Here is a 12,881-nt window from a genome sequence, read left to right as displayed (position 1 = left end):
CCCGGCGCGGTCAGCGCGGCCGGGCGTCGTTCTTGAGGGCCGCAAGCGCCATGCGCTCAACCAGGCCAGGCGCCACGAGCTTGATGAAGCGGCCCAGTTTACCCTTGGCCGTCATCACGACCTCGCGCCGGCGCTGCTGCATGCCGTCGATGATCAGTCGCGCGGCTTGCCCTGCCGTCATCGCGCCCTCTTCCTTGAGCAGGCTTTCGCCCAGCGCCTGGCCGGCCGCGTTAAAGCCGCGATGTCGGATGCGCGTCGCGACCACGCCCGGATAGGCGACCGTCACGCTCACCCCCGCGCCCTTGAGCTCGGCGCGCAAGGCTTCGAAGAACCCGGCCATCGCGAACTTGGTGGCGCTGTACGCCGTGCGGCCTGGCACGCCGAGCAGCCCCGCGAGCGAAGACACGGCCACGATGCGTCCGCGCGCGGCCTTCAGGTACGGCAGCGCGGCCTGGGTGCACCACACGCTGCCCCACAGGTTCACGCGCATCAGGTCCTCGTACCAACCCAGGTCCGCCACGTCCTCGAATAAGGCGTGCGCCGAGCGGCCGGCGTTATTGACCAGGACGTCGATCGTGCCGAAGCGCTCGACGGTGGCGGCGATGAGCTGCTGGCACTGTGCGCGCACCGACACGTCGGTTGGCACCGCGAGCGCCTGCGCGCCCAGTTGTTCGCACTCGCGCGCGACGGCGGCCAGCTGCTCGGGATTGCGGGCAGCCAGCACCAGCGCCACGTCGCTGCGGTGGCGGGCGGCGAGCTGGCGCGCGATCTCGGCGCCTATGCCGTCCGAGCCGCCGGTGACGACCACCACCTGCATTACTTCTGCGCCTTCACGATCTGCATTGCGCTGGCGATGAGCGTGCTCATGTCGCCCATGTTGGCCGGCACGATGATCGCGTTGTTGGTCTTGGCCAGGTTGCCGAACGCGTTCACGTACTCCTCGGCCACGCGCAGGTTCACCGCGTCCGCGCCGCCCGGCTCGCGGATCGCAGCGCCCACCTGGCGCAGCGCGGTGGCGCTTGCATCGGCCAGCGCGACGATGGCCGCCGCCTCACCTTGCGCGCGGTTGATGGCCGACTGTTTCTCGCCCTCCGAGCGCGCGATGGCGGCGTTCTTCTCACCGTCGGCAATGTTGATCTGTTCCTGGCGGCGGCCTTCGGAAGCGGCAATGCGCGCGCGCTTCTCGCGCTCGGCGGTGATCTGGGCCTGCATCGCATGCAGGATCTCGGCCGGCGGCGTCAGGTCCTTGATCTCGTAGCGCAGCACCTTGACGCCCCAGTTCGCGGCCGACTCGTCGATCGCGTTCACGATGGTGGTGTTGATGTGCTCGCGCTCTTCGAACGTCTTGTCCAGCTCCATGCGGCCGATCACCGAGCGCAGCGTGGTCTGGGCCAGCTGGGTGATGGCCTGAATGTAGTTGGAGGCGCCGTACGAAGCGCGCATCGGGTCGGTCACCTGGAAGTACAGGATGCCGTCCACCTGCAGCTGCGTGTTGTCCTTGGTGATGCAGACCTGCGGCGGCACGTCGAGCGGGATCTCCTTGAGGATGTGCTTGTACGCGATGCGGTCGATGAACGGCACCACGATGTTCAGGCCCGGCGCCAGCGTCGCATGGTATTTGCCGAGTCGCTCGACCACCCACGCGTGCTGCTGCGGCACCACCTGGATGGTCTTGAAGACGAAGACAAGCGCAATGATGAAGATGACCAGCGCGACCGTTCCGAACGAGATTTCCATGGGACTCCCTTATGGATGATTATTATTTATATGGTTTTCTTATGGATTGGAGACGATCAGGCGGCTGCCCTGGACCTCGACGATCTTGAACTCGCCGGGATGCGCCGATGCACCCTGCCCCAGTTCGACATCCCACAGCGCGCCGCGGTACATGACGCGGGCCTTGCCGCCCTCCCATTCGGGCACGCTCACGCGCTGGCCGATGTCGAGATTGACGTTATGGTCGCGCGAGGCATTGGCCTTGGCAGGCTTGCCGAAACGGCTGCGTTGCAACAGGCCCGTGGCCAGCACGCCAATGACGCCGGCGATAATCGCCTGCATCGGTATCGATCCGCCCACCAGCGCGGCCAGCGCCCCGAACACGAGGCCAATTGCAATCATCAAGAGGTAGAACGTGCCCGAGAACAGCTCCAGGATCACGACTACGCCCGCCGCTACCAACCAGTTCATCCAATCAGACATTACAACCTCCCACTGTTGAGGCACCCCTCAAAGACAAAAACCCCCGCGGCCCGCAAGGGCTACGAGGGTTTTCGCTACGATGGGCTATGCTTTTTATGATGTTTTTATATCAAACAACTTTCACGCAGCCAGTGTAACGCCTTTTGGCTGGGAGTCAACCGATTCGTTGTTTGTTCACCATTGAGCTCGCCCCGCCGTCGTTCCGGCGGGAGCCGGAATGACGGACTTTAAGTAGCGGGCCGGGACAAGCCTTACAGCTTGGCCAGCGTCTGCCAGGTGTCGATCACGGAGTCCGGGTTCAGCGACATCGACTCGATGCCCTGCTCCATCAGCCAGACCGCGAAGTCCGGGTTGTCGGACGGGCCCTGCCCGCAGATGCCGATGTACTTGCCCTGTGCCAGGCAAGCCTTGATCGCCATCGACAGCATTGCCTTGACCGCCGGATCGCGCTCGTCGAAGTCCTTGGCCAGGAGCTCCATGCCGGAGTCGCGGTCCAGGCCCAGGGTCAGCTGGGTCAGGTCGTTCGAGCCGATCGAGAAGCCGTCGAAATGCTGCAGGAACTGCTCGGCCAGGATCGCATTCGAGGGAACCTCGCACATCATGATCAGGCGCAGGCCGTTCTCGCCGCGCTTGAGGCCATTCTTGGCCAGCAGCTCGACCACCTTCTCGGCCTGGCCCAGCGTACGCACGAACGGCACCATCAGCTCGACGTTGGTCAGGCCCATGTCGTTACGCACGCGCTTCATCGCGGCGCATTCCATCTCGAACGACTCGGCAAAGTCCTCGGCCAGGTAGCGGGCGGCGCCGCGGAAGCCCAGCATCGGGTTTTCTTCGTCCGGCTCGTAGCGCGAGCCGCCGATCAGCTTCTTGTACTCGTTCGACTTGAAGTCGGACAGGCGCACGATGACGGTCTTCGGCCAGAACGCGGCGGCGATGGTCGCCACGCCTTCGGCCAGCTTGTCCACGTAGAACGCGCGCGGCGATGCGTGGCCACGCGCCACCGATTCCACGGCCTTCTTCAGGTCCGGGTCGATGTTCGGGTACTCGAGGATGGCCTTCGGGTGCACGCCGATGTTGTTGTTGATGATGAACTCGAGGCGCGCCAGGCCCACACCGGCGTTCGGCACCGACTGGAAGTCGAACGCGAGCTGCGGGTTGCCGACGTTGAGCATGATCTTCGATTTGAGCGGCGGCAGTTCGCCGCGCGAGACCTCGGTCACCTCGGTTTCCAGCAGGCCGTCGTAGATCTTGCCCTCGTCGCCTTCGGCGCACGAGACGGTGACAAAAGTGCCGTCCTTGAGCGTTTCGGTGGCGTCGCCGCAGCCCACGACTGCCGGCACGCCCAGCTCACGCGCAATGATCGCCGCGTGGCAGGTACGGCCGCCGCGGTTGGTGACGATGGCCGAAGCGCGCTTCATCACCGGCTCCCAGTTCGGGTCGGTCATGTCGGCCACCAGCACGTCGCCCGGCTGGACGCGTTCCATTTCGGACGGGTCGTGGATCACGCGCACGGGGCCTGCGCCGATCTTCTGGCCGATCGCGCGGCCCGAAGCGAGCACGGTGCCCTTGCCCTTGAGGGTGAAGCGCTGCTGCGCGTCGCCGGCCTTCTGCTGCGACTTCACGGTTTCCGGACGCGCCTGCAGGATGTACAGCTTGCCGTCGCGGCCGTCCTTGCCCCACTCGATGTCCATCGGACGGCCGTAGTGGTTCTCGATGATGACCGCGTACTTGGCCAGTTCGATGATCTCGTCGTCCTTGAGCGAGTAGCGGTTGCGCTGCTCGATGGGCACGTCCACGGTCTTGACCGAGCGGCCGGCCTTGGCTTCCGGCGTGAATTCCATCTTGATGAGCTTGGAGCCCAGGTTGCGGCGGATGACCGGGCACTTGCCCTGCGCGAGCATCGGCTTGTGCACGTAGAACTCGTCCGGGTTGACCGCGCCCTGCACCACGGTCTCGCCCAGGCCATAGCTCGAGGTGATGAACACCACGTCCTTGAAGCCCGACTCGGTGTCGATCGTGAACATCACGCCCGAGGCGCCCAGGTCGGAGCGCACCATGCGCTGCACGCCGGCCGACAGCGCCACTTCGGCGTGGGTGAAGCCCTTGTGCACGCGGTACGAGATCGCGCGGTCGTTGTACAGCGAAGCGAACACGTGCTTCATCGCTTCGAGCACGTTGTCGATGCCCACCACGTTCAGGAAGGTCTCCTGCTGGCCCGCGAACGAGGCGTCCGGCAGGTCTTCGGCGGTGGCCGACGAACGGACGGCGAACGACATTTCGGTCGTCGAACCGGCCACCAGGCGGTCGTAGAAGGCGCGGATTTCCTGCTCCAGGCGCGGCTGGAACGGGGTGTCGACGATCCACTGGCGGATTTCGGCGCCGGCCGCAGCCAGCGCGCGCACGTCGTCCACGTTCAGGTTTTCCAGGCGCTTGGCGATGCGGTCGGCCAGCGATGCGCCGCCATCGACGCTGTGGCCGAGGAAGTCGCGGAAAGCCGCCGCCGTGGTGGCAAAGCCGCCCGGCACACGCACGCCGGCATGCGCCAGCTGGCTGATCATCTCGCCCAGGGACGCATTTTTGCCGCCGACCGACTCGACGTCGGTCATGCGCAGGTCCTCGAACGAGGCGACGTAGACGTTGCTGCCGTCCGCCGCCTGCGGCACTTGCAGTGCTGCATTTGACAAGTTAGTCATGGTTAAACACCTTATGATGATGGAAATCTTTCGTGCCTGGCCGAACGACGGTGTTTTCTTGTTATTCTTCGCGTCGTGCAGCACAATGCAAAAACCGTTGCCCAGCATTGTACTCCGGGCAGCTAGGATTTACAGCGCACAAGTCTGGAGATTTGGTGCGCATTGAACAAACAAAATTTTGAAAATGACGGCCGATACCCCCCAAGCGCTCCCCACGTCCACCAGAACTGTCTTTTTTGTATCGGACGGAACCGGTATCACAGCAGAAACATTCGGCCACGCAGTGTTGAGCCAGTTCGAGATGCGGTTCCGGCAAATCCGTCTGCCGTTCATCGACAGCATCGACAAGGCGCACGACGCTGCGCGCCGCATCAACGAGGTCTTTTCGGTAGACCAGCAGAGACCGATTGTGTTCTCGACCCTGGTCACGCCCAAGCTGTCGGCGATCATCCGGGCCGCCAATGGCATGCACATGGACCTGTTCCAGACCTTCGTGGCGCCGATGGAGCAGGAGCTTGGCGTCAAATCGACCCATACGATCGGGCGTATCCACAACACGGTGGACACCGAGGAGTACAAGAACCGCATCGAGGCGATCAACTTTTCGCTGGCGCACGATGACGGGCAGTCGCACAAGAACCTGGCCGAGGCCGACGTGATCCTGGTGGGCGTGTCGCGCTCCGGCAAGACGCCGACCAGCCTGTATCTGGCCATGCAATATGGTCTGAAGGCGGCCAATTACCCCTTGATTCCGGACGACTTTGAACGCGGCAGGTTGCCGTCGGCGCTGCCGGAGTTCAGGCACAAGCTGTTCGGGCTGACGATATCGCCGGAACGCCTGTCGCAGATCCGGAACGAGCGGCGCGCAGGGAGTAAATACGCATCGCTGCAGAATTGCCGCTACGAGATCAACGAGGCCGAGCAGATGATGCAGCGCGAGGGGATACGCTGGCTGTCCTCGACCACCAAGTCGATCGAGGAGATCGCGACCACGATCCTGCAGGAGATCAAGCCGGATCGGAACAACTCCTGAGCGGCGCGCGAGCATCGTAGGAACGTAGGGTGGGCAGGTTTCCTGCCCACGCGTCCAACGATCATTGGATGGTCGCTCATGCCCGCAGTATTCGAACGCGTGGGGTGAGGCTGGGCAGTGCCCGGCCGAACGAGCTGCCCACGCTACGCTCGCACGGGCTCCGCCTGTCAGAAGAAATGCCGCCAGTCTTCCAGCCACCCCGGGAAGGCCGACGCTTCCATGGGGTTGGCAATGTGGTAGCCCTGCGCATAGGTGCAGCCGAGCCCTTGCAGGAAGTCCCAGTCCTGGCGCGTTTCCACGCCCACGGCCACCGACATGCGGTCCAGGTTATGAGCCAGGCCCAGGCAGGACTTGAGCACCGTGCCCAGCGGGCGCTTTTTGGACGCGCCATCGACGAAGCTGCGGTCGATTTTCAGCTCGGAGAACGGTATGCGCGCCAGCAGCTGCAGGTTCGAACGGCCGGTGCCGTAGTCGTCGATCGCCAGGCCAAAGCCCATCATGCGCAGCCGCACCAGCCGTTCGATGAAGTCCGGGTCACTGGTGAGCACCGACGATTCCGGCATTTCGAAGGTCAGGTAATCCGGGAGCAGGCGGTGGCGGCCGAGCGCTGCGCTCACCTGGCGAATGAAGGCCGGGTGCGCGACCGTTTCCGGCGCCAGGTTGATCGAAATGGAAATCGGGATACCCTGGTCGTGCAGCTTGCGGCAGCGTTCCAGCGACAGCTCGATCATGCTCCAGTCGAGGAAATCGATGCGGTTGTTCTCTTCCAGCGCGTGGATGAACGACGAAGGCGTGAGCACGCCGTGCTCCGGGTGGCGCCAGCGCGCGAACACTTCCAGGCCCTTGACCTGCCCGGTCGCCAGCTCGATCTTGGGCTGGAAGAAGGGTTCGAATTCGCGCCGCTGCAGGCCCACGCCGATGTCCGTGAACGTAAAGCGCGGACCGCCCGCCGCCTCGGCCGGCGGCGCGGGCGGCGTGTAGTTGTCCAGCAGCGTCTTGAGCTTGGCCTGGGTGACCGGCTTGGCGATGGCGCCGAGCAGTTCCAGTCCGTACACCTGGGCCAGCGTCTCCACCGAGAACATCAGCGCCGGCGGCTGCTTGCCGGTCATGATCACGCTGGTGTGGCAGTCCAGACCGGCCAGGTTGCGGATCAGCTCCAGGCCGTCCATGCCCGGCAGGTCCAGGTCGATGATCGCGACGTCCGCCGCCGGCGAAAAGCCGCCCTGGAAGAAACGCAGCGCCGTGTGCCCATCGGGCGCATCGGTCACCCGGCTCGCGCCGAGATGGCCGAGCATGTCCTTCAGCGCCGCGCGCTGCGCCGGGTCTGCTTCCGCTACCAGAAAATGCAAATGCGCGATATCCATCGATGCTCCAGATTGCCTAGGCGCAAGAGTAACCCGAGCAGCAAGCTGCCGTCTAGCTTTGGTTCTGGCGCAGTTGTTCGAAAAAGCACACGGCGGCGCAGGCGGCCACGTTGAGCGACTCGACCTTGCCGGCATGCGGCACCGCGACCCGGTGCGTGGCCAGTTCCAGCACCTCGGCGCTGACGCCCTGCCCCTCGTGCCCAAGTACCCAGGCGACGTCGCGCTTCAGGTCCAGGCAGTACAGGCGCTCGGCGGCGTAGCCGCTGGTGGCCAGCACCGGCACGCGCGCGTCGCGCACCAGCTGCGGCAGGTCCACGTTCTCGAAGATTTCGAGCACGAAGTGGGCGCCCATCGCGGCGCGCAGCACCTTGGGCGACCAGCAGAACGCGGTGCCGGCGCTGCAGAAAACCTGTTTGATGCCGGCCGCCGCGGCGCTGCGCAGAATCGAGCCGACGTTGCCGGGGTCCTGCACGCCGTCCAGCAGCACGGCCGACTGCATCAGCGCGCCGGGCTGCGCCGGACGCGGCGTGGCCACGATGAAGGCGAGGTTGATGCCGTGCTCGACCTGGCTGATGGCCGCGAACAGCGCATCCGGAAACACGGTGACGGGTGCGCGCAGGTTCTCGCAGCGGCGCACCACGGCATCGACTTCGGGGTTGGCCAGCACGCCTTCGGACACCACGCAGTGCACTGGCGCGCCGCGCAGGTCGAGCCAGGCCTGGCACAGGTGCACGCCGTCCAGCAGGCTCTGGCCGGCCTTGCGCCGCGCCTGCGAGCTGGTCGCGAGCGCCTTCAGCTCCTTGTAGAACGCGTTGTCGCGCGAGGTGATGGTTTTCATGATTGAGTCATCATCAATGGTCCGCACGTCGTCCCGGCGAAAGCCGGGATGACGGGGTGGTGGCCATGGTAGGCATCACAGGCTATCGAACAGATCTGGCTCCATCAGCGCGCGCACCGGAGCGAACGAGCGGCGGTGCACCGGGCACGGGCCGTGCTCGCGCAGGCGCTCCAGGTGCAGCGGGGTCGAGTAGCCCTTGTGCTGGTCGAAGCCGTATTGCGGGTACACCTCGTGCAGCGCCACCAGCGCCGCGTCGCGCGCGGTCTTGGCCAGGATCGAGGCGGCCGAAATCGCATGCACCTTGTCGTCGCCTTCGACGATGGCATGGGCCTTGATCGAGAGCGGCGGGCAGCGGTTGCCGTCGATGAGGGCAATGGTCGGCACGGTGGCCAGCGCCTCGACCGCGCGGCGCATGGCCAGCATGGTCGCCTGCAGGATGTTCAGGCTGTCGATCTCCTGGTGCGAGCACTCGGCAATCGCCCACGCCAGCGCGCATTCCTTGATCTGCGGCGCCAGCTCGTTGCGGCGTGCTTCGGTCAGCTGCTTGGAGTCTTTCAGGCCCTCGATCGGGCGCGCGGGGTCGAGGATGACGGCCGCCGCAAACACCGGGCCGGCCAGCGGCCCCCTGCCCGCTTCGTCCACGCCGCACACGACGTCGTCCAGCGTGAACGGGCGCAGCCGGGGCGGCAGGCCGGGGTAGAAATTGATCTTCTTCTTGCTCATGTTGCTTTGCCAATCACCCGCAGGACCGCTTCGGCGCTCTCGGCCGCGCTGTTCCTGAGCAGGCTGTGGTGCATGTCGGTGAAGCGCTGCGCCAGCCGCTCGCGGCCGGCCGTGTCCTCCAGCTGCCGCCACACGGCGTCGGCCAGCGCTTCGGGCCTGGCGGCGTGTTGCAGGAACTCGGGAACGACGAACTCGCGCGACAAGATGTTCGGCAGCCCGATCCACGGCATGTAGCCCATGTGACGCATGATCTGCCACGACGCTTCGAACACTTTATACGCGATCACCATCGGCTTCTTGAACAGCGCCACTTCCAGCGTGGCCGTGCCGGAGGCAACCAGCACCGCGTCGGCAGCCGCAATGGCCGTGTGCGATTGGCCGTCCACGAGCTGGACCGGCACGTCGGACAGGCCCGCCTTGGCCGCCAGTTCGGTGAACAGGGCCTTTTGCCGTTCGCCCGCCATCGGCATCACGAACTTGAGCTGCGGGTCGCGCTGGGCCAGGATGCGCACTGCGCGCATGAACGGTTCGGTGAGGTATTTGATCTCGCCCATCCGGCTGCCGGGCATGACGGTGACCACGCGCGCGTCGCCGGCCAGTCCAAGCGAGCGCCGCGCCCCCGCCACGTCCGGCTGCAGCGGGATCATCTCCGCCAGCGGATGACCGATGTAAGTCACGGGCACGCCTGCGTCGCGGTAGATCTGCTCCTCGAACGGGAAGATCACGAGCATGTGCGAGACGGCGCGCTTGATCTTCTTGATGCGCCCGCCGCGCCAGGCCCAGATCTGCGGGCTCACGAAGTGCACGGTGGGGATGCCGGCGGCGCGCAGTTGCTCTTCCAGGCCAAGATTGAAGCCCGGGTAGTCGGCGCCGATGAAGGCGGCCGGGCGCTCGGCGATCAGCTGGTCGCGCAGCTTGTTCTGGATGCCCTTGATTTCGCGGTAGCGCGGAATGACCTCGAACAGGCCGCGCACGGTGAGCGTGTCCATCGGCACGCTCGATACCAAGCCCTGCTCGATCATGCGCGGGCCGCCGATGCCGGAGAAGCGTGCGTTGGGAAGATGTGGCCGCAGGCCGGCCATCAGGCGGCCTGCGAGCATGTCGCCGGAGACCTCGCCGGCGACGAGTGCCAGCGAGATGTCAGCGGACGATGCCACGGGCCGCCGCGTCGAGGAAACCGCGCATCGCGCGCACGTGCGGCGCCGCCTCGAGCGAAGCCGCTTCCTGCTCTTCGAGCGCTGCCTTGGCTTCTTCCAGCGTCAGGCCGGCGCGGTAGATCGACTTGTAGGCGGCGCGAATGCCGTCGATCTGCTCGCGCGTAAAGCCTCGCCGCTTCAGGCCCTCGACGTTGATGCCCTTGGCCGCAGCCGGGTTACCGGCGACCATGACGAACGGCGGCACGTCCTGCGTCAGGCTGGTGTACATACCGATGAAGGCGTGGGCGCCGATCTTGCAGAACTGGTGCACGCCGCAATAGCCCGACAAGATCGCCCAGTCGCCCACCTCGACGTGGCCGGCCAGCTGCGCGTTGTTCGAGAAAATCGTGTGGCTGCCCACCTGGCAGTCGTGCGCCAGGTGCACGTAGGCCGAGATCCAGTTGTCGTCGCCAAGCCGCGTGACGCCCTTGTCCTGCGCCGTGCCCAGGTTGAAGGTGACGAACTCGCGGATCGTGTTGCCGTTGCCGATCTCCAGCCGCGTCGGCTCGCCATTCCACTTCTTGTCCTGCGGCGCGGCGCCGATGGAGGAGAACTGGAAAAACTTGTTATCGCGGCCGATCGTGGTGTGGCCTTCGATGACCACGTGTGGGCCCACCACCGTGCCCGCGTCGATGCGCACGTGCGGGCCGATGATCGAATACGGGCCGACTTCGACCGAGCTGTCCAGCTCCGCCTTGGGATCGACGATCGCGCTCGGGTGAATCCTGGTCATTTACTGTCCCGCCGGCTGTTCAGGGCGCGCCATCTGGGTTTCGGCGGCGCCGCGGATGGTGCACATCAGTTCCGCTTCCAGCGCAACCTTGCCGTCCACGCTGCCCACGGCCTTGTACTTCCAGATGCCGCGCGCCACGCGCAGGATCTCGACATCCATCTTGAGCTGGTCGCCCGGCTCCACCGGACGCTTGAAGCGCGCGCCGTCGATGCCGGCGAAGTAGACCACCGAATTGGCGTCCGGCTTCACGTTCATGGTCATGAACGAGAGAATGGCCGCGGTCTGCGCCATCGCCTCGATCATCAGCACGCCCGGCATCACCGGCTTGTGCGGGAAGTGGCCGTTGAAGAACTCCTCGTTGGCGGTCACGTTCTTGATCGCGGTGATGCGCTTGCCCAGTTCAAAGTCGACCACGCGGTCCACCAGCAGCATCGGGTAGCGGTGCGGCAGGTATTCCTTGATCTGGTTGATGTCGAGAGTCTTGCTTTCGGTAGTGGTCATTTGTCTTCTGTGAGTTTTTTAATCGTTTTTTCCAGCGTGCGGATCTTCTCGCGCATCGACGCCAGGTTGCGCACGATGGCCGCGCTCTTTTCCCATTCGGCGTTCTTGGCCAGCGGGTAAAAGCCGGTGTACTGCCCGGGTTCGAGCACCGAGCGCGACACCATGGTGCCCGACGAGATATGCACGTTGTCGGCGATCTCCAGGTGCCCCAGCACCATCGCGGCGCCACCAAAGGTGCAGTGTTTGCCGATCCTGGCGCTGCCGGCCACGCCCACGCAACCGGCCATGGCGGTGTGCGCGCCGATGTGGCAGTTGTGGCCGATCTGGATCTGGTTGTCCAGCTTGACGCCGTCTTCCAGCACCGTGTCGGCCAGCGCGCCGCGGTCCACCGAGGTGTTGGCGCCGATCTCGACGTCATCGCCGATCAGCACGCGCCCGGTCTGCGGGATCTTGATGTACACGCCGGCCTCGTTGGCAAAGCCGAAGCCGTCCGCGCCGATGACGGCGCCGGAGTGGATGATGCCGCGCGCGCCGATCTTGCAGCGCGCATGGAAGGTGACGTTGGCGAACAGGTGCGTGTCCTCGCCCACCTCGGCCTCGCGCCCGATGAAGCAGCCGGCATCGATGACGGCGCCGGCCTTGATGACCGCGCCCTCCTCGACCGTGGCGTGCGGGCCGACGTGCGCCGACGGATCGACCTTGGCGCTCGCGGCGACCACCGCGCTCGGGTGGATGCCCGGCTCGGGCTCGATCGCCTCGAGCGCAACGAAATACTGCGCCGCGCGGGCGAAGTAGGCGTACGGGTTGCTGGTGACGATGCGCGCACCGGTGTAGGTGGCGGCCACGGTCGGGTCGTCCAGCGGCGAGAGGATCAGCGCCGCGGCGTTGCTCTGCGCGGCCAGTGCGCGCAGTTTGCTGTTCGAGAGAAAGCTGATGTGCGTAGCGCCCGCGTCCGAGAGCGGCGCGATGCCGGTCACCTCGATATTCGGGTCACCCGCCAAATGCCCACCGAAGCGTTCGACCAATTCAGCCAGTCGAGTGCCCATCCTGGTTATTCCAATTCAGTGTAAATCGTATTATTTGTCGAGCAGCTTGAGGATCTTGTCGGTGATGTCCACGCGCGGGCTCGACCACGCGGTTTCCTGCAGCACCACGTCCAGGTGTTCCTGCTCGGCGATCTGTTCGATCAGCTTGTAGGCACGCTGGGCGATCGCGGCACGCTCCTCGTTCTTGCGCTGCAGGAGGTCCTCCTGGAACTCGCGCTGCATGCGCTGCACGTCCTTTTCCATGTCGAACAGCTCGCGCGAGCGCTTGGTCCGTTCGAGGTCGCTCATGCGCGGGGCATCGGCGTCGAACTTCTCGGACGCGGCCTTGAGCTTGCCCACCATCTCTTCGTTGGCCTTCTGGCGCTTGGAGAATTCGGCCTGGATCTTGGCGTCGGCCGCCTTCGCCATCTTGGACTCGGTCATCAGGCGCTCGGTGAACACGACACCGATGCGGCTCGGGGCGACCGCGGTTTGCGCCTGGGCCAGCGAGCACGCGCACAACGCCGCGAACACGAGGCTCCTGGGCAGCGAGGCAATCGATTTTTTCAACATAGT

General features: G+C 65.3%; 13 protein-coding genes. 1 reads left to right on the top strand and 12 read right to left on the bottom strand.

Annotation, left to right across the window (positions count from 1 at the left end; all coding sequences use genetic code 11):
* Nucleotides 1–10: 10 nt before the first annotated feature.
* From NX773_RS06920 to ppsA, 4 genes are all read right to left on the bottom strand, one after another.
* Nucleotides 11–817 carry an SDR family oxidoreductase gene (locus NX773_RS06920; protein WP_258855573.1) on the bottom strand — a complete coding sequence of 269 codons (807 nt, stop codon included), beginning with the start codon at nt 815–817 and terminating at the stop codon, nt 11–13.
* A complete protein-coding gene (locus NX773_RS06915; RefSeq protein ID WP_258855572.1) occupies nt 817–1,737 on the bottom strand; it encodes an SPFH domain-containing protein in 921 nt (306 codons plus the stop codon). Before NX773_RS06915 ends, NX773_RS06920 begins: the two co-directional genes overlap by 1 nt.
* A gap of 39 nt (nt 1,738–1,776) precedes the next feature.
* Complete coding sequence (locus NX773_RS06910; RefSeq protein ID WP_258855571.1) at nt 1,777–2,199, bottom strand: NfeD family protein; 423 nt, start codon at nt 2,197–2,199, stop codon at nt 1,777–1,779.
* Nucleotides 2,200–2,450: 251 nt separating this feature from the next.
* Nucleotides 2,451–4,892: a phosphoenolpyruvate synthase gene (ppsA, locus tag NX773_RS06905; protein WP_258855570.1), complete on the bottom strand. Its 2,442-nt coding sequence runs from the start codon at nt 4,890–4,892 to the stop codon at nt 2,451–2,453.
* 184 nt (nt 4,893–5,076) lie between these two features.
* Here ppsA and ppsR point away from each other — a divergent pair, with 184 nt between their 5' ends.
* On the top strand, nt 5,077–5,925 hold the full coding sequence (gene ppsR, locus NX773_RS06900; protein WP_258820318.1) for a posphoenolpyruvate synthetase regulatory kinase/phosphorylase PpsR: 849 nt from the start codon (nt 5,077–5,079) through the stop codon (nt 5,923–5,925).
* A gap of 167 nt (nt 5,926–6,092) precedes the next feature.
* On the opposite strand, the gene NX773_RS06895 is transcribed toward ppsR, so the two are convergent.
* The 8 genes from NX773_RS06895 to NX773_RS06860 all read right to left on the bottom strand — a co-directional run bounded on the left by NX773_RS06895 (nt 6,093) and on the right by NX773_RS06860 (nt 12,878).
* On the bottom strand, nt 6,093–7,289 hold the full coding sequence (locus NX773_RS06895; RefSeq protein WP_258855569.1) for an EAL domain-containing response regulator: 1,197 nt from the start codon (nt 7,287–7,289) through the stop codon (nt 6,093–6,095).
* A 52-nt stretch (nt 7,290–7,341) separates the two neighbouring features.
* Nucleotides 7,342–8,127, bottom strand: a complete 786-nt coding sequence (locus NX773_RS06890; RefSeq protein ID WP_258855568.1) for a TrmH family RNA methyltransferase — start codon at nt 8,125–8,127, stop codon at nt 7,342–7,344.
* A 75-nt stretch (nt 8,128–8,202) separates the two neighbouring features.
* The gene (rnhB, locus tag NX773_RS06885; protein WP_258855567.1) at nt 8,203–8,850 is read right to left on the bottom strand and encodes a ribonuclease HII; all 648 of its coding nucleotides are present in this window, start codon (nt 8,848–8,850) and stop codon (nt 8,203–8,205) included.
* Nucleotides 8,847–10,007, bottom strand: a complete 1,161-nt coding sequence (gene lpxB / locus NX773_RS06880; protein WP_258855566.1) for a lipid-A-disaccharide synthase — start codon at nt 10,005–10,007, stop codon at nt 8,847–8,849. Before lpxB ends, rnhB begins: the two co-directional genes overlap by 4 nt.
* Nucleotides 9,991–10,779 carry an acyl-ACP--UDP-N-acetylglucosamine O-acyltransferase gene (gene lpxA / locus NX773_RS06875; RefSeq protein ID WP_258855565.1) on the bottom strand — a complete coding sequence of 263 codons (789 nt, stop codon included), beginning with the start codon at nt 10,777–10,779 and terminating at the stop codon, nt 9,991–9,993. Before lpxA ends, lpxB begins: the two co-directional genes overlap by 17 nt.
* On the bottom strand, nt 10,780–11,280 hold the full coding sequence (fabZ, locus tag NX773_RS06870; protein ID WP_258820324.1) for a 3-hydroxyacyl-ACP dehydratase FabZ: 501 nt from the start codon (nt 11,278–11,280) through the stop codon (nt 10,780–10,782).
* A complete protein-coding gene (lpxD, locus tag NX773_RS06865; RefSeq protein ID WP_258855564.1) occupies nt 11,277–12,326 on the bottom strand; it encodes a UDP-3-O-(3-hydroxymyristoyl)glucosamine N-acyltransferase in 1,050 nt (349 codons plus the stop codon). Before lpxD ends, fabZ begins: the two co-directional genes overlap by 4 nt.
* A 30-nt stretch (nt 12,327–12,356) precedes the next feature.
* On the bottom strand, nt 12,357–12,878 hold the full coding sequence (locus tag NX773_RS06860; RefSeq protein WP_258855563.1) for an OmpH/Skp family outer membrane protein: 522 nt from the start codon (nt 12,876–12,878) through the stop codon (nt 12,357–12,359).
* Nucleotides 12,879–12,881 lie beyond the last annotated feature (3 nt).

This window comes from Massilia solisilvae, assembly GCF_024753215.1.
In the GTDB taxonomy this organism is placed as follows: domain Bacteria; phylum Pseudomonadota; class Gammaproteobacteria; order Burkholderiales; family Burkholderiaceae_D; genus Telluria; species Telluria solisilvae.
This window is presented reverse-complemented; position numbering and strand designations above follow the sequence as displayed.